Annotated in this window: 16 protein-coding genes; 7 read left to right on the top strand and 9 right to left on the bottom strand. The window is 67.1% G+C overall.

All coding sequences use genetic code 11. The annotated features are described in order from the left end of the window. Nucleotides 1-8 precede the first annotated feature (8 nt). A complete protein-coding gene (locus J3U95_RS17940) occupies nucleotides 9-293 on the top strand; it encodes a helix-turn-helix domain-containing protein (protein WP_208280033.1) in 285 nt (94 codons plus the stop codon). 414 nt (nucleotides 294-707) lie between these two features. On the opposite strand, the gene J3U95_RS17935 is transcribed toward J3U95_RS17940, so the two are convergent. Continuing rightward, the gene (locus tag J3U95_RS17935; RefSeq protein ID WP_208280032.1) at nucleotides 708-1,223 is read right to left on the bottom strand and encodes a Dps family protein; all 516 of its coding nucleotides are present in this window, start codon (nucleotides 1,221-1,223) and stop codon (nucleotides 708-710) included. A gap of 216 nt (nucleotides 1,224-1,439) precedes the next feature. Here J3U95_RS17935 and J3U95_RS17930 point away from each other — a divergent pair, with 216 nt between their 5' ends. Together J3U95_RS17930 and J3U95_RS17925 are read left to right on the top strand one after the other, a co-directional pair. Then, nucleotides 1,440-2,489 carry an ankyrin repeat domain-containing protein gene (locus J3U95_RS17930; protein ID WP_208280031.1) on the top strand — a complete coding sequence of 350 codons (1,050 nt, stop codon included), beginning with the start codon at nucleotides 1,440-1,442 and terminating at the stop codon, nucleotides 2,487-2,489. Then, entirely contained in the window at nucleotides 2,486-3,616 is a 1,131-nt protein-coding gene (locus J3U95_RS17925; RefSeq protein ID WP_208280030.1) for an epoxide hydrolase family protein, read from the top strand. Before J3U95_RS17930 ends, J3U95_RS17925 begins: the two co-directional genes overlap by 4 nt. A 112-nt stretch (nucleotides 3,617-3,728) precedes the next feature. On the opposite strand, the gene hslO is transcribed toward J3U95_RS17925, so the two are convergent. Further along, nucleotides 3,729-4,697 carry an Hsp33 family molecular chaperone HslO gene (gene hslO / locus J3U95_RS17920; protein WP_208280029.1) on the bottom strand — a complete coding sequence of 323 codons (969 nt, stop codon included), beginning with the start codon at nucleotides 4,695-4,697 and terminating at the stop codon, nucleotides 3,729-3,731. A 3-nt stretch (nucleotides 4,698-4,700) separates the two neighbouring features. Then, the gene (locus tag J3U95_RS17915) at nucleotides 4,701-5,225 is read right to left on the bottom strand and encodes a gamma carbonic anhydrase family protein (RefSeq protein ID WP_208280028.1); all 525 of its coding nucleotides are present in this window, start codon (nucleotides 5,223-5,225) and stop codon (nucleotides 4,701-4,703) included. Nucleotides 5,226-5,366: 141 nt separating this feature from the next. Here J3U95_RS17915 and J3U95_RS17910 point away from each other — a divergent pair, with 141 nt between their 5' ends. Next, nucleotides 5,367-6,248, top strand: a complete 882-nt coding sequence (locus J3U95_RS17910; protein ID WP_208280027.1) for an alpha/beta fold hydrolase — start codon at nucleotides 5,367-5,369, stop codon at nucleotides 6,246-6,248. Here J3U95_RS17910 and J3U95_RS17905 read toward each other — a convergent pair. From J3U95_RS17905 to J3U95_RS17890, 4 genes are all read right to left on the bottom strand, one after another. Next, nucleotides 6,241-8,673, bottom strand: coding sequence for an ABC transporter permease (locus tag J3U95_RS17905; RefSeq protein WP_208280026.1), 2,433 nt, complete (start codon nucleotides 8,671-8,673; stop codon nucleotides 6,241-6,243). The genes J3U95_RS17910 and J3U95_RS17905 overlap by 8 nt on opposite strands. Further along, nucleotides 8,670-9,371 (bottom strand): ABC transporter ATP-binding protein, encoded by a 702-nt coding sequence (locus J3U95_RS17900; RefSeq protein WP_208280025.1) that lies wholly within the window; start codon nucleotides 9,369-9,371, stop codon nucleotides 8,670-8,672. The genes J3U95_RS17905 and J3U95_RS17900 overlap by 4 nt, the downstream gene beginning before the upstream one ends. 40 nt (nucleotides 9,372-9,411) lie before the next feature. Continuing rightward, the gene (locus J3U95_RS17895; RefSeq protein ID WP_208280024.1) at nucleotides 9,412-10,647 is read right to left on the bottom strand and encodes an efflux RND transporter periplasmic adaptor subunit; all 1,236 of its coding nucleotides are present in this window, start codon (nucleotides 10,645-10,647) and stop codon (nucleotides 9,412-9,414) included. Nucleotides 10,648-10,908: 261 nt separating this feature from the next. Next, complete coding sequence (locus J3U95_RS17890) at nucleotides 10,909-11,748, bottom strand: alpha/beta fold hydrolase (RefSeq protein ID WP_208280023.1); 840 nt, start codon at nucleotides 11,746-11,748, stop codon at nucleotides 10,909-10,911. Nucleotides 11,749-12,057: 309 nt separating this feature from the next. Here J3U95_RS17890 and J3U95_RS17885 point away from each other — a divergent pair, with 309 nt between their 5' ends. Both J3U95_RS17885 and J3U95_RS17880 read left to right on the top strand, forming a co-directional pair. Beyond that, complete coding sequence (locus J3U95_RS17885) at nucleotides 12,058-12,753, top strand: hypothetical protein (RefSeq protein WP_208280022.1); 696 nt, start codon at nucleotides 12,058-12,060, stop codon at nucleotides 12,751-12,753. A 7-nt stretch (nucleotides 12,754-12,760) separates the two neighbouring features. Beyond that, the gene (locus tag J3U95_RS17880; protein ID WP_208280021.1) at nucleotides 12,761-13,303 is read left to right on the top strand and encodes a FlgO family outer membrane protein; all 543 of its coding nucleotides are present in this window, start codon (nucleotides 12,761-12,763) and stop codon (nucleotides 13,301-13,303) included. On the opposite strand, the gene J3U95_RS17875 is transcribed toward J3U95_RS17880, so the two are convergent. Both J3U95_RS17875 and J3U95_RS17870 read right to left on the bottom strand, forming a co-directional pair. Beyond that, nucleotides 13,206-13,574 carry a hypothetical protein gene (locus J3U95_RS17875; protein ID WP_208280020.1) on the bottom strand — a complete coding sequence of 123 codons (369 nt, stop codon included), beginning with the start codon at nucleotides 13,572-13,574 and terminating at the stop codon, nucleotides 13,206-13,208. The genes J3U95_RS17880 and J3U95_RS17875 overlap by 98 nt on opposite strands. Continuing rightward, nucleotides 13,552-14,619, bottom strand: a complete 1,068-nt coding sequence (locus J3U95_RS17870) for an NAD(P)H-dependent flavin oxidoreductase (RefSeq protein WP_208280019.1) — start codon at nucleotides 14,617-14,619, stop codon at nucleotides 13,552-13,554. The genes J3U95_RS17875 and J3U95_RS17870 overlap by 23 nt, the downstream gene beginning before the upstream one ends. A gap of 77 nt (nucleotides 14,620-14,696) precedes the next feature. Here J3U95_RS17870 and J3U95_RS17865 point away from each other — a divergent pair, with 77 nt between their 5' ends. Further along, nucleotides 14,697-15,578 carry a LysR substrate-binding domain-containing protein gene (locus J3U95_RS17865; protein WP_208280018.1) on the top strand — a complete coding sequence of 294 codons (882 nt, stop codon included), beginning with the start codon at nucleotides 14,697-14,699 and terminating at the stop codon, nucleotides 15,576-15,578. Nucleotides 15,579-15,627: the final 49 nt, after the last annotated feature.

Genomic DNA, 15,627 nt, shown 5'->3' with positions numbered 1-15,627 from the left:
CCATCGTCATGAGTGAACAGAATTCCCCGATCGACCCCGCCAGCCTCGATTCGCTCGATGCGATTGCGGACTGCCTGGCCGATGCTTTCGAAGATGGCGATGGCGCCATCGTTGGCGCCGCGTTGAAGGCGGTGTCACAGGCGCCGGGACTGGGCGCGCTGGCCGCCGCGGTCGGCGTGCCGCGCGAACAGCTGGGCGCTGCGTTGGCGTCAGGCGAGTTCGACCTCGATCTCACGCTCGAGATCATGAAGGTGGTCGATCTGCATATGAGTGGTGGGCGTAGCGGCGATTGAGCCGGTTGTACGACCATTCAAGAATTGGTTGAACGCGTGGACGGCTCTGCCGTCCACGACATCGACACCGGGGTCAGGTCTGACATTCGGACAAGGCCTCAACCATATCAGCCCTGGCGGCATTGAGTTGCCATTCTCGACATCGACACCGGGGTCACGACACCGGGGTCAGGTCTGACATTCGGACACGGCCTCAACCATATCAGCCCTGGCGGCATTGAGTTGCCATTCTCGACATCGACACCGGGGTCACGACACCGGGGTCAGGTCTGACATTCGGACACGGCCTCAACCATATCAGCCCTGGCGGCATTGAGTTGCCATTCTCAGACGTCAATTACAGCTGAGGTCGTGTCCGAATGTCAGACCTGACCCCAGCTGTTCATGCGGTTCATGCGGACCGCAGTCGCATCATCAGTTCTTCGAATCCGACGACGCTTCACCCTGGGTATGGCCCGCGCCCTGCTCAAGGAAGGCGCGCAGCATCCACGCATTCTTTTCATGGATTTCCATGCGGGTCGCCAGCATGCCGGCGGTCGGCTGGTCGTCGGCGTCGTCGGCGATGCGGAAGGCCGCGCGGGCGGTGCGCGCCACGGCTTCCTGGCCTGCGACCAGCTGGCGGATCATTTCTTGCGCGCCCGGCACGTTCGCTTCTTCCTTGATGGTCGACAGCTCGGCGTAGCGCTTGTAGGTGCCCGGTGCGAAGTGGCCCAGGGCGCGGATGCGCTCGGCGATGTCGTCCAGCGCGTTCCACAGCTCGGTGTACTGCTCCTGGAACATCACGTGCAGGGTCTGGAACATCGGGCCGGTCACGTTCCAGTGGAAGTTGTGGGTCTTCAGGTACAGCATGTAGCTGTCTGCCAGGACGTGCGACAGCGAGTCGACGATTTTTGCGCGGTCTTCGGTGCTGATGCCAATATCGATATTCATGTGCTTCCTCCGTAAGTCAGTAATGGGTACGTGGTGCTGATGTCTGAAAATGCAACAGTGTCATAACAGCATCAGCTTACCATTTTGGGCAGAAACGCGATGGACGCCATCTGTGGCCGCATCTGTGTCCTATCTAACGGCAGACCTGTCGATTTCTCCCTACTATCGGTAACTTATCAATTGTGGCTTTCGATAGCAATCATACGGGAGGATGGTATGCCCCTTCACGCCGCCATTCGCGCGGGAGACCTTCCCGCCGCGAGCGCACTGCTGCGCGCCGGCGCCGATCCGGATCGCCGTGACCCCGAGGGCTTCACGCCGCTGATGATCGCGGCCGGCCTGGGACAGTCGTACATGGTGTCGATGCTGCTCGCCGCTGGCGCCGACGTGCTGGCGCTCGATCCCCGCATGGGGGCGAGCGCGCTCCACAAGGCGGCACAGTCCGGCAATGCCGACGTCATCGGCTTCCTGCTCGATCGCGGCGCCTTCATCGACCAGCAATCGCCCGTGCTCGGCAATACGGCACTGATGGACGCGGTGCTCCACAAGCATGCCGGCGCCGTCGCGCGGCTGCTGGAGCGTGGCGCCAGGCCGGCCATCCGCAACCACTGGGCGCAGACGGCGCTCGACATCGCCAGGGGCGACGGACTCGACGCCATCGCGCGCCTGATCGAGGCCAGGATCGAGTCCGACGCCGCGCGGGTGGGCGCCTTGACCCTCGTCGCGGCGGTCAAGGCCGGCGACCGCGCCGAGGTCGAGCGGCTGATCGCCGCCGGCGCGAACCTCGACGAGCAGGTGCCGATGGTCGGCAGCCTGGACGACAACTATACGCCGCTGGGCATCGCCGCGCGCGAGGGGCATCTGGAGATCGCGCGCCTGCTGCTCGAGGCCGGCGCCGATCCGACCCGCATGATCGGCCTGATGGGCGGCACCGCCCTGCACGACGCCACCTATTTCGGCCATGCCGACATCGTGCGCCTGCTGGCCGAGCCGCGCCGCGGCGCCAGGGCCTTGCCCGAGCTGAATGCGCAGGGCGCCTACAACGGCCTGTCGGCGCTTCACGACGCCGTGTGGCAACAGCAGGTCGACGCGGTACGGGCCTTGTGCGACGCGGGCGCGCGCCACGATCTCAGGGGGCATACGGGCCTGACGCCGCGGGAGCTGGCGCTCCACTACGGTGACGACGCTATCGCAGACCTGCTTGCCGAAAGAGAGCGCAAGCGTGCGCAAACCCAACCTGACGACCAACGAGGAGACCAGCCGTGACCAACGCAATCCGCCCGCATCCCTTCGCCATTCTCGATGCCGACCTGGACGACTTGCGCCAGCGCCTGGCGCGCACGCGCTGGCCCGACAAGGAAACCGTCGACGACTGGAGCCAGGGCGTGCCGCTGGCCAGGCTGCGCTCGCTCGTCGACTACTGGCGCGAGCGGCACGACTGGCGCGCGACCGAGGCGCGGCTGAACGCGCTCGATCCATCCTCGACGACCATCGACGGCCTCGATATCCACTTCCTGCACATCCGCTCGCCGGAACCCGATGCGCTGCCGCTGGTGATCACCCATGGCTGGTCGGGATCGGTGGTGGAGAACGTCAAGGCGGCCAAGCTGCTGGCCGATCCCCGTGCGCACGGACACGATCCGCGCGATGCCTTCCACGTCGTCCTGCCGTCGATGCCGGGCTTCGGCCTGACGGGCAAGCCGCCCGAACCCGGCTGGACGCCGGAGCGCATCGCGCACGCATGGGTCGAGCTGATGCGGCGGCTCGGCTACGACCAATTCGTGGCCCAGGGCGGCGACTGGGGATATTCGATCACGAATGAACTGGGCGGCATCGGGCTGCCCGCGGTCAAGGCCGTGCACTTCAATATGCTCCCGGTATTCGAGGGGATGGAAGCGCGCGACGCGCAGGAAGAAGAAGGGCTGCGGCGCGTTCGCGACTTCAAGGAAAACCAGTCCGGCTACCAGCTGATGCAGATCCAGACCCCGCAGACGATCGCTTATGCGCTGACCGACTCCCCGGTGGGCCAGGCGGCGTGGCTGCTCGACCTGTACTGGCGCTGGATGGACCATGACGGCGATCCGACCCATGCCGTGTCGATGGACGACATCCTCGACACCGTCGACTGGTACTGGCTGACCGGCACCGCAGGGTCGTCGGCCCGCATCTACTGGGAGAGCATGCGCACCTTCAAGGAGCGCGAGAGTGCCGTGCCGGTGGCCTTCAGCCAGTTCCCGCGCGACCTGCACATGGCAAGCCGGCGCTGGGTGCAGGAGCGCTATCCGACGCTGATGTATTACAACGAGGTGGAGAAGGGCGGCCACTATCCCGCGATGGAGCAGCCCGAGATGTTCGCCGATGAGCTGCGCAAGGGTTTTCGCTGCGTGCGCTGAATGAATTCTCCTATTGTTGGCGTGTGCTCGTCGTCCCCGCCTTCGCGGGGAGTCGTTACTGCCAGTGGCAGTAACGACGTGCTGGCTTCAGCAAGGAACGGAGCCAGCGTCCTTAATGCGTACTGCCGCTCGGCGGCATCATGGTCTGCACCGGGCTGTCGCTGGCGAACAGCTGCGCGCAGTCGACCTTGTCGAAGGCGTAGTGCTTGCCGCAGAAATCGCAGTTGATGCCCAGTTCGCCCAACTCGGCCAGCGCCGATTCGACTTCTTCCTGGCCCAGCATCTTGAGCATATTGCCGACCTTCTCGCGGTTGCAGCTGCAGTGGAATTGCGGGTGCACCGGGTCGAACACGCGGATGGTCTCTTCCCAGAACAAGCGGTGCAGCAGGGTCGAGATGTCGGTCGACAGCAGCTCTTCGCGCTTGACGGTCTGGCCCAGCATGGCGGCGCGGTTCCAGGTTTCCAGGTCTTCGGCCTCGGTGGCCTGCTTGGTTTGATCTTCTTTACCGCTGTGGCGCGGCAGCTTTTGCAGCAGCAGGCCGCGCGCGACCTGGTCGTCGGCCGCGAGCCACAGGCGCGTGTCCATCTGCTCCGAACGCAGCATGTAGTTCTCGATCACGGTCGCCATGTCGTCGCCGTCGAGCGGCACCACGCCCTGGTAGGGCTGCTGGCCCGGGACCTTGTCGGCCGGGTCGAGCGTGATCACGAAACGGCCCTTGCCGTTCGCATTGAACAGCTGGTTCAAGGTGGCGTCGTCCGCGATCTCGACGTCGGGCGCCAGCTTGGCCGTGGCGCGCATGCGCAGGTCGGCGTCGCATTCGACCACCAGCAGGCGCACCGGACCGTCGCCGTGGATCTGCATCACGATCGAACCGTTGAACTTGAGGTTGGCCGACAGCAGGGCGCCGGCCGCCACCATCTCGCCCAGCACCGAACGCACCGCCTTCGGGTAAGCGTGACGGGCCTGGATCTCGCGCCAGGTGTCCGAAATCTCGACCAGCTCGCCGCGCACGGCCGCATTGTCGAAGATAAATTTTTGCAGGGTGTCCCTGTTGGTGGTGCCAGTATCCGTAGTCGTCATTCTTTATCCGATTTTCTTGAGTTGCGCCTTGTACAGCTGGCCGCGCGCAACATAGTTCGCGGCAGTGCCTTCAAGGCGCAGCAGGTCTTCTTGTGTCAGTGTCCGCACCACCTTCGCGGGCGAACCCAGGATCAGCGAGTGGTCGGGAAATTCCTTGCCTTCCGTGACCAGGGCGCCGGCGCCGACCAGGCATCCCTTGCCGATCCGCGCGCCGTTGAGCACCACGGCCTGGATCCCGATCAGCGACCCGTCGCCCACCGTGCAGCCGTGGAGCATGGCTTGATGGCCGATCGTCACGTTCTTGCCGATCTCGAGCGGGTAGCCCGGGTCGGTATGCATCACGGTCCCTTCCTGAACATTGCTGTTCTCGCCGATCGTGATGGGCTCGTTGTCGCCGCGCAGCGTGGCGCCGAACCACACCGACGTATTCGCTGCGAGCGTGATTCTGCCCACCAGGGTAGCCGTATCGGCAACATAAGCGGACGGATCGATCTCGGGCGCATGCTCGCCCAGCTGGTAAATCGCCATGGATGTGCTCGCGGAGGTGGAAATGGCGCTATTTTACCGCCCCCGTCCTGTCCCGAAGTCCGGCAGATGGGGCCGCAGTGCGCGAATTCAACCGCCGGCCCGTATAATCATCCGAACGACCGTACTAATTTCAGGAATAGCATGAAACCTTCCCGTTCCGAATTCCTCACCGTTCGCGGCCTGCGCATGCACGTGCGCCACTGGGGCTCGCCCGGCGCGCCCAAGCTGTTCATGCTGCACGGCTGGATGGACGTGTCGGCCTCGTTCCAGTTCATGGTCGATTGTCTGACAGGCGACTGGCACGTGATCGCGCCCGACTGGCGCGGCTTCGGCCAGAGCGCACGCTCAGGCGCCGACACCTACTGGTTCCCGGACTACGTGGCCGACCTCGACGTCTTGCTCGACCACTATGCCCCGGACGAGGCGGTGAACCTGCTCGGCCACAGCATGGGCGGAAATATCGCCGGCATCTATGCCGGCGTGCGGCCGCAGCGCATCGCGAGATTGATCAACCTGGAAGGTTTCGGCCTGCCGACCACGCACCCGAAACAGTATCCGGGCCGCGTGGCCAAGTGGCTGGACGAGTTGCGCGAGCCGCCCGAGATGCGCGGCTACGCCAGCCTCGACGAAGTGGCGGCGCGCCTGCGCAAGACGAATCCACGCCTGGCCCCGGAGCGCGCCGCCTTCCTTGCCGCCCACTGGGCGGAGCAGGACCGCGACGGCCTGTGGAAGATCCTGGGCGACCCGGCGCATAAAATGAGTTCGCCGCTGCTGTACCACGTCGACGAAATCATGGCTTGCTGGAGCGCCATCACGGCGCCGGTGCTGTGGGTCGAGGCCGAGGACACCGATATGTGGCGCTGGATGGGGGCCAAGGACCAGGCGCGCGCCGAGGTCGACCGGCGGATGGCTTACCTGAAGGACGTGACGCCGCGCATGGTGCCGCAGGCCGGCCATATGCTGCATCACGACCAGCCGGAACTGCTGGCAAGCATGGTCGAGGAGTTCCTGGCCCCTACCTGAGCACCGTTCCCGGCCTGATCGTCAGCGCGCTCCAGGCATGGCGCAGCGTGGCCAGCAAGGTCACCAGCGCCACCCCGGCCAGCGCCAGCCAGGGCATCGAGTACACGCGCGGCGCATGCTCGACGAAGCCGGCCTGGTGGTGGCCGAGCGCGAGGTAGGCCAGCGGCAGGCCGAGCACGGCGGCAATGCCGATCAGGCTGCCCAGTTCGCGTCCGAGCAGCATGGCGATCTGGACGCGGCCGGCGCCGTAGAGCTTGCGCAGCACGATTTCGCGCGCACGCCGCTGCGCGATCGAGGCCGACAGCGCGACCATGCCGAAGGCCGTGATCGCCAGCGCGATCAGCGTGGCCAGCGCCAGCAGCCGGGCCAGGCGGCGGTCGTTGGCATAATTGGCGGCCAGCACGTCGCCCGCACGTTCGGTGTGCATGATGGCATTCGGGAAGTAACGGTCCCACAGCGCCGCCACGGCGCGTTCGGCATCGAGCACCGACGTGGTGCTGCGCACGCTGAGCACGCCGGCCCAGTCGGTATTGGGCACATACAGCGTGGCGCGCGGCTCGTCGTGCAGCGAGCGGAAGCGCAGTTCGGGTGCGATGCCGAGCACGCGATACGGAATCATCTTGCCGTCGTCGCCCGGGTGCAGCAAGGTCTGGCCGACCGCGGCCTGGGGCGTGGCGAAGCCGAGCTGGCGGGCGGCGATGGCATTGATCACGACCGGCCCGACCGCGTTTTCCTGGTCCAGCCGCGGATCGAACAGGCGGCCCGCCACCGGCTTCAGGTCATACACCTCGAAGAAATTGGTGTCGATCATCTTCGTTTCTGCCGAGACGCTGGCGCCGCCGTCGCGCTTGATGTCCTGGATCAGGCCACTGCCGGAGCGCCCGACCACGTGCTCGGACAGCACCATGCTGTGTACGCCGGGCTGCTGGCCGAGCGCCGCCATGAAGCCGCGCACGGCCTCGTTGTTCTTGCCGCGCTCGGGCAGGTCGACGATCAGCAGCGGCGAGGCGTCGAAGCCGGGCGAGGCATCGACCGCGAAGCGGGTTTGCAGTGCGATGCCCATGGCCAGGCTGGCCAGGCCGACGGCGGTGGCGATCTGCAGCACGGTCAGCGCCTTGCGCAAGCGCGCACCGGCGCGCGATTCGGTATTGGCGCGTCCGGCCAGGGCCTGGGCGGGGCGCACGCGCAGCGCCGTCCAGGCCGGCTGCAGGCCAGCGACCACGCCCAGCACGAGGCCGATGACGAGTGCTGCCGCCACATTGACGGGCGCGAACAGCCGGTCCAGATCGCGGTCGACCAGCTCGGCGAACAGGGGCAGGGCAAAATAGGCCAGCACCAGGCCCAGCACGGTGGCCAGCAGCGACACCAGCAGCGACTCGGCCATGAATTGCAGGACGATCCGGTGCACGCTCGCGCCCAGCACCTTGCGCATGCCGATTTCGCGCTGGCGCCGCAATACGCGCACCGTGGCGAGGTTGACGTAATTGATGGCGCCGATGGCCAGGATCAGCAGCGCCACCACGGCCAGTCCGGTCACGGTGGTGCGATCGCCCCGATCGCCGGGCGGCGAGACGGGATTGCGCGCCACGTCGCGGTCGAAATACGCTTCGCGCAGCGGTGACAGCGCCAGGTCCATCACCTTGCTGTCGCCCAGGCGCGCACGCACGTCCGGCGCCACCCCCTGGACTGCGGGCGCGGTGTCGAGCGCGCGCTGGAGCGCCGCCGCCACCTGCGGCACGGCGTCCGGGTTCTTGATGCGCAACAGCAGACGGCCCCAGGCGCCGTGCTCGCCGGTCTGCAGCTCGGTGCGCATGCCCGGGTTATTCAGGACCGAGCTCACGCCGTACAGAGCCTCGAAGGGAATGGTGGTATTGGCCGGCGGGTCGCGCAAGATCGCCGCCACGCGCAGCACCTTGTCGCCGATCTGTACGGTCCGGTCGAGCGCACGCGCGGCGCCGAACAGGCGCCGGGCGGTCGATACCGTCAGCGCCAGGCCTTCGGGCCGGGTCAGGGCCGCCTCCAGGTCGCCCTCGAGCGCACGCAGTCCCAGCACCTGGGCGAAATGGGGCAGTACCAGCAGGCTCGGCATCTTGTGCAGGGCGCCGCCCACCTTGACGGTCGGCGCCTCCGGGCGGAAGAATGCGGTGGCGTCGTCCACGCCCGGGGTCTTCAGTGCGATCGTGCGCAGCAGCAGCGGAGCCTGGTCGAACCAGGGCGCCACCGGGTCGACGTTGAAGCGCTGCTTGACGACGTAGATCTGTTCGACCTGCGGCACGTGGGCATCGTAGCGCCAGGAGTACTGGACATAGCCGAGCAGGAGCAGGCAGGCCGCGAAGCCGACCGAGAGGCCCAGGATGGCGATGGCGCTGTAGCCCGGCTCGCGCACCAGGTGGCGTAGCCCGATCCGGAAATCGTCTAGTCTCATGGCGCCACCTCGGCCAGGGCTGCATGAGCGGCGGCATCGGCTTCGATCCGGCCGTCGAGCAGGCGCACGGTGCGTCCGGCCTGGGCCGCGTGCGCGGCGGAGTGGGTGACCATGACCACGGTGGTGCCTTCGTCGTTGATCTGGCGTAGCAGGCGCATCACTTCATCGCCGTGCCCGGTATCGAGGTTGCCGGTCGGTTCGTCGGCCAGCAGCAGGGCGGGGCGCGCCACCAGTGCGCGCGCGATGGCCACGCGCTGCTGCTGCCCACCCGAGAGCTGGGACGGGCGGTGCCGGGCCCGATGGCCGACGCCGAGTTTGTCCAGCATCGCCGCCACGCGCTCGCGCCGCTCCTGCTTCGGCACGTCGGTGTAGGTGAGCGCGAGCTCGACGTTTTCGGCCACCGTCAGCTCTTCGAGCAGGTTGAAGTCCTGGAAAATGAAGCCGATGCGCCCGCGCCGCAAGGCGTTGAGCGCCATCTCGCCCTGGCCGGCGACGTCCTGGCCATCGAACCAGTACTGGCCGCTGTCACAGGTTTCGAACAGGCCCAGCACCGACAGCAAGGTCGATTTGCCGCATCCCGACGGACCGGTGATGGCCACGTATTCGCCGGCCTGGATGTCGAGCGAAATATGGTCCAGGGCGGTCGTTCTGACCTCGCCGCCGATGAATGACTTGCTGAGGTTGACAAGCTTGAGCATGCGTTCTCCTGTTGGACGATGCGGCCGCGCCGCGTGGGGGCTAGTCGATGAGTCGCAGGCGTTCGGCCTTGCCGAACGCGGCGACACCCGACACGATGACGCGCTCACCGGCAGCGATGCCGTCGAGCACTTCGATCTGGCTATTGCTGCGCCGGCCAAGCCGGATCGGGCGGCGCACGGCGCTGCGGCCATCGCCCGCCACCACATAGGCCCAGGCGCCGCCGCTATCGTTGACGAAAGCGCCGTTGGGCAGCAGCAGGCACTGGCTGGCCGCGCCGAGCGTGATGCGGGTATCGGCGCTCTGGCCTGGACGCAGCGAGTCGGGCTGCGCTTCGGCGAAGACCAGCTCCACGACGAAGCGGCCATCCTTGATCTGGGGGAAGATGCGGCTGACGTCGACCGTGTAGCCGCGTCCGTCGACCTCGACGCTGCCGCGGTGGCCGATGGCCACGCGCCTCAGGTAGAACTCGTCGACCTGGGCCGTGAGCTTGAAGCGTTCCGGGTCGTCGATGCGGCCGATGCGCTGGTCGGGCCGCACGGTCTCGCCCACCTGCAGGCGGAAGTCGGTCAGGCGGCCGGCCACCGGCGCGCGCACGGCGAGCGCGTTGACCGTGTTGCCGACCAGGCCCAGGCCGGTCTCCAGGCCCTCGATCGCCTTTTGCATCTGGCGCACCACATCCTGCTTGATGGCCAGGTCGGTGCGCGCCGCGCCCTCGGCCTCGGCCAGCAGGTGGCGCTGCTGGGCCAGGCGGTCGGCGGCTTCCTCGGCCTGGGCCGGCGACAGGAAGCCCTTGGCGGCCAGTTCGGCGGCGCGCTTGTGGTGCTTGCCCGCCTGCGCTGCTTCGTAACTGAGTTCGGAGATGCGGCGCTGGTGCTCGGCGCGGCTCGTCTCGAGCGCGACCCGCATGCCCGAGAGGTTGGAAGTCTGCTGGGCGTGCTCGGATTGGCGGGCCAGCAAGTCGAGGTGGCGCTGCGGGTTCGACAGGCGAAACAGCAGTTCGCCTTTTGCGACGACGAGGCCATCGCGTGCGATCACTTCCTCGACCCGGCCCGATTCGGTCGAGTCGAGCATCACCGAGGTCAGCGATACCGCCTGGGCCCGCACCACCAGGTCGTCGCGAAACGCGCCGGGTTCGGCGGTGGCGATGCGCACGTCGGCGCGCGCGACCTCCAGCCCGCGCGGCCAGGCGGTGTAGCCGGCAATGGCGACGCCGGCCAGGATGGCGGCGGCAAGTGCGCGCCAGGGAAAGCGCCTGGCCGCGATGGGGGCATCCATGGCCGCTCCCGTGACCGGGCCGGTGCGGACGGGGTCCAGGTTAGCCCCGTTCATATGCGGCCCGCTGCGTTGTCCGGTAGGTGCACTGGAGTCCCCTCGCCCTGATGTGTGTTATTAGCTTAGCATGAGCTTTCCTTTTAGTGGCAAGAAAAATTACTAGAGAGTAGAAATAAAAAATGCCTAACTAATGAAGTAATGCATGCCACATAAAACGCGTGTTATGTACTACATCATGGAGGGGCAGGTGTTTTCAGGCGCACGTCAGCTGCGCAGGAAAGCCAGCAGCTCTTCGTTGAGCCGGTCCTTGTGGGTCGATGGCAGGCCGTGGCCGGCGCCTTCGTAGACGGACAGGCGCCCCTGAGGCAACATCTCGACGGCGCGGCGCGCGGTGGTGGCAATCGGCACGATCTGGTCGTCGTCGCCGTGGATCACGAGGGTCGGGATCGTCATCCTGGCGAGATCGGCGCTGAAGTCGGTCTCGGAAAACTGCTTGATGCAGGCATGGGCGCTCTTGATGCTGCATTGGAGGCCCTGGATGAGGAAGGACTGGCGCATGCCTTCCGAGACCGCGGCGCCGGGACGGTTGAAGCCGAAGAACGGGATGGTGAGGTCGAGGAAGAACTGGGCGCGGTCCTTGCGCACGCCCTGGCGAATGCCGTCGAACACCGACATCGGCACGCCATCCGGATTCGCGGGCGACACGACCATCTGCGGCGTCACGGCACCGACCAGCACCGCCTTGGTGACGCGCTGGGTACCATGCCGCCCGATGTAGCGCGCCACCTCGCCGCCGCCGGTCGAGTGGCCGACCAGCGTGGCGCCGGTGATGTCGAGCGTATCGAGCAGCGTCGCCAGGTCGTCGGCATAGGTATCCATGTCGTTGCCGTGCCAGGCCTTGGTCGAGCGGCCGTGGCCGCGGCGGTCGTGGGCGATCACGCGGTAACCGTGCTCGGCCAGGAACAGCATCTGGTCTTCCCAGGCGCTTGCCGACAGCGGCCAGCCATGGCTGAATACCACCGGCGTGCCGTGTCCCCAATCGGTGAAGTGGATGATGGTGCCGTCGCGGGCAGTGACGGTGTCGATGGTGCGAGCCTTGCTCATGGTGATGTCCTTTCGGTGGCGTCGTGCCGCGGGAGTGCGGCTGTGTCGGGATCGTGGGTGCGCCGGGCAGTGCCGGCCGCCGCATTATCGGGCGCATTGGCGCGCTTTTCCCGATGCGAAAGTGGGGCTGCGCTATCACCTTTTCGTGTACGGGCGCCTCGAGGCAAGGTCGCTGGTGGAGTGGCGTCGTGTTGTCGTTGCATTCATACCTCATCGCTGACACATAAATTGCCTACGGGAAACCTCTGTGCTACAGTCGCCCCCGAGCGTGCGCCAGTCCGGTCGCACCACAGACCGACAGGATTGACGATGGCTTACCGAGGCGCCTGCGCACTCGCCGCCGGCCTGCTGCTCGCAGGCTGCGCCATGCCCTACAGCCCGGCCCCCGTGGCCACCAATTTCCCCAGCACGCACCAGCCCAAGGTGCAGGCGGCGGCCCATTGGGGCGTGATCGCGCGCCATATGGCGACCGAGCTGGGCCCGACCCTGAAGACGGCGCCCAGCCGCTCGCTGTACGTGGAGCCGCTGCAACCGTCGACCTTCAGCACGGGCTTGAAGTCGCATCTGGTCACGGCTCTGGTCAACGATGGTTTCGTGGTCGTCAAGAATCCGGTGCCGGGGGCGCTCAAGATCGAGCTCGACACGCAAGTGGTCGCCTTCTCGGCCGACCGTCCGCAATACCGCTACGCCGGCCTGCCGACCGCGCTGGCCAGCGGCGCCTGGGTCCTGACCAGCATCCAGCACAGCCCCGAGTGGCTGCTCACGGCCGGCGTCTACGGCTACGACGCGCATCGCTGGTTCACCGCCCAGTTCGCGCCGGGCGATACGCCGAAGACCGAGATGATCGTGACCGTCTCGGTCGCGGACGAGCAACGCTATTACGCGCGCAATACCTCGGTCTATTACACCAGTGACGAGGATCTGGCGCTGTACGACGCCGCGCTGGCGGAGAAGCTGGCCGCGCCGGCGCCGGCATCGAAGACCTTCGCAGTCAAGGACCATTGAGCTGAATATGCGCACTTTGAAAACATCGGCGGCCGTGCTGGGCCTGAGCCTGCTGCTGGGCGGCTGCGCGCTGGTCGAGCAGCCCAACTACACCTCGGTGAGCGCGAACGATTTCGTCGCCGCCAACTACCGTGCGGCCGATGCCTTGCAGGCCCAGCTGGCCGGCAAGCTGGCCGGCGACCAGCCCCTGATCATGGCGACCCTCGTCAATATCGACGCCCTCGAGCATTCTTCGATGCTGGGTCGCGTGGTGTCGGAGCAGATCGCCACCCGCCTGGCCCAGGGCGGCCTGCCGGTGCTGGAAATGAAGCTGCGCAACAGCGTCTATCTGAAGCGCAACCAGGGCGAGCTGATGCTCACCCGCGAGCTGGGCGAAGTGGCGGGCACGCACAACGCGCAGGCGGTGGTCGTGGGTTCGTATGCCGAGACGCGCGACACCATCTTCATCAACGTCAAGGTGATCCAGCCGACCACGAACCTGGTGCTGGCGGGGCATGACTACGTGCTGGCGAAGCAGGGGACGATCCGTTCCATGCTGGTGCCGGACTGATCAGGGCAACCTGGCGCACGATTTCCGGCAGCTGATTGCGCACCCAGCGCAGTTCGGCGTCGTCCAGCGCTTCCGGCGCCTGCGCCAGCATGGCGAGCCGGTCCATGACGTCCGGCGCGATCCCGACGTCGTCCGCCGCATCGATCGCCAGCGCGAAGCGCCGCGCCACCGCGCCAACCGGCCCGCCTTGCGCGCGGTAGCGCTGCAGCTCGCCCATCAAGTAAAGGGCGAGGGCGGGCTGGCCCGCATCAGGCGGCGTCGCCGGCGGCATGCAGTTCACGCACCAGCGTCTCAACCAGTTCGGCCGCCGGCATGGCCCGCGCGAGCGGCGCGCCTTGCCCGGCCCAGTGCGCCGCATATTCATGGTTGCCCGACTTCGCCGCTGCCGCGTGCAGCTGCTTGGCCGCGTCATAGGCGACCGGGTAGGCGGCCGGGATGCCGGACGCGCCATGCGTGGTCAGGCGGTTGACGATGCCGCGCGCCGGCCGTCCCGAGATCGCCGCGGTCAGGACGGTGGTGGCGGCGCGTGCGCTTTGCAGGTTGGCGCGGTAGGCCTCGTGCGCTGCCGATTCGGGCGTCAGGATGAAGGCGGTGCCGAGCTGTGCGCCCGCCGCGCCCAGGTCCAGCGCGGCCCTGATGCCGGCGCCATCCATGATGCCGCCGGCGGCGATCACCGGCAGCCTGGTTCCCTTGACCAGCAGACGCACCAGCACCGCCATGCTCAGCCGTTCGTCGGTCGCCTCCAGGTCGAACATGCCGCGGTGGCCGCCGGCTTCGATGCCTTGCGCCACGATCGCGTCCACTCCCGCCGCTTCAATCCGCAGCGCCTCGATCAGGTTGGTGGCGGTGGCCATCGTGCGGATGCCAGCCGCGCGCAGCGCAGCCAGGCGTTCGCCCGACGGCAGGCCGAAATGGAAGCTGACGACTTGCGGGCGCAGGTCGAGCAGCATCCGGAACGACTCTTCGTCATCGTTGAAGCTGCGGTAGATTTCATCGAGCGAGGAGGGCGGCGCCGCCCCGGCGTCGGCGAACAGCGGCGCCAGGTGGGCCAGCCAGGCCGACTCGCGCGCGGCATCGCGGTGGGCCGGCGCGTGGCAGAACACGTTCACATGGATCGCTTTCCCTGTCAGCGCCCGCGTTTCCTCGATCATCGCGCGCGCCTGCGCGGCCGTGCTCGCGCCGATCCCCAGGGATCCCAGCGCGCCGGCATTGGACACCGCCGCCGCCAGTCGCGGCGTGCTCACGCCCGCCATCGGCGCCTGGATGATCGGATGCGCGACGGACAACTGGGAAAAGAATGGATGGGACGGTTGCATGGCGGCTCCTTTCGTTCGACTGTTATTCTCAATTGGGGAATGAAGTGATGGTATCATTCTGTTTTGAGAAAAGATATATGGAAACTGAATCTTTACGCATTTTTTGCACGGTGGCTGCGGAACTGAGCATCACGCAGGCCGCGGCGCGGCTCGGGCGGGCGCCGTCGAATGTGACGACCCGGATCCAGCAACTGGAAAGCGACCTTGGCGCCGGACTGTTCGTGCGCACCGGCAAGCGCATCGCGCTGTCGACGGCGGGCCAGCAGTTCCGTGTCTATGCCGAACGCCTGCTGGCGCTGGAAGACGAGGCGCGGCAGGTCGTGTCGAACGGCGCCTCGGGCGGCGTCCTGCGGATCGGCAGCATGGAAAGCACGGCGGCCAGCCGCTTGCCGGCCGTGCTGGCCGCTTTCCACGTCGACCACCCGTCCACACAGCTGTCGCTGCGCACCGGCCCGTCGCGCCAGCTCATCGAGCAGGTGAAGAACGGGGCGCTCGATTGCGCCTTCGCCGCCCTGGCGGATGACGGCGCCGACCTGGCCGACCTGGCCGAGATGGGCTTGCGCGCGACGCCGGTCTGGGTCGAGGACTTGCTGTTGCTGATGCCGCCCGGCGAGGCCGGCGTCGATGACGCCCGCAAGGTGACGGCGCGGTCGCTGGCCGCCTTCCCGCAGGGCTGCACCTATCGCAGCCTGGCGGAAGACCGGCTGGGCATCGCCGGCGCACCGGCCTGGCGCGTGCACGAGATGAGCTCCTATCACGCGATGATCGCCTGCGTCGCCGCCGGCGCCTGTGTGACGGTGCTGCCGGCCAGCGTGCTGGCGCTGGGCGGGGCGCCGGCTTCGTTGACGACCCTGCCGTTGGGGCGCCTCGATACCTGCCTGGTGTGGCGCGACGGCTTCGCGACGCCGGCGTTTCGTGCGTTTGCCGAGCGGCTGGGCGTGGGGCTCGAACCGCGATAGCGGGCAGCCAAATGCGCGTACAATGTGTCGTTCCAGATACCACATTGCG

It is taken from the genome of Massilia oculi (assembly GCF_017582745.1).
GTDB classification, from domain to species: Bacteria; Pseudomonadota; Gammaproteobacteria; order Burkholderiales; family Burkholderiaceae_D; genus Telluria; species Telluria oculi_A.
The sequence above is the reverse complement of the archived record's forward strand: the minus strand, read 5'-3'. Positions and strand labels throughout refer to the sequence as shown.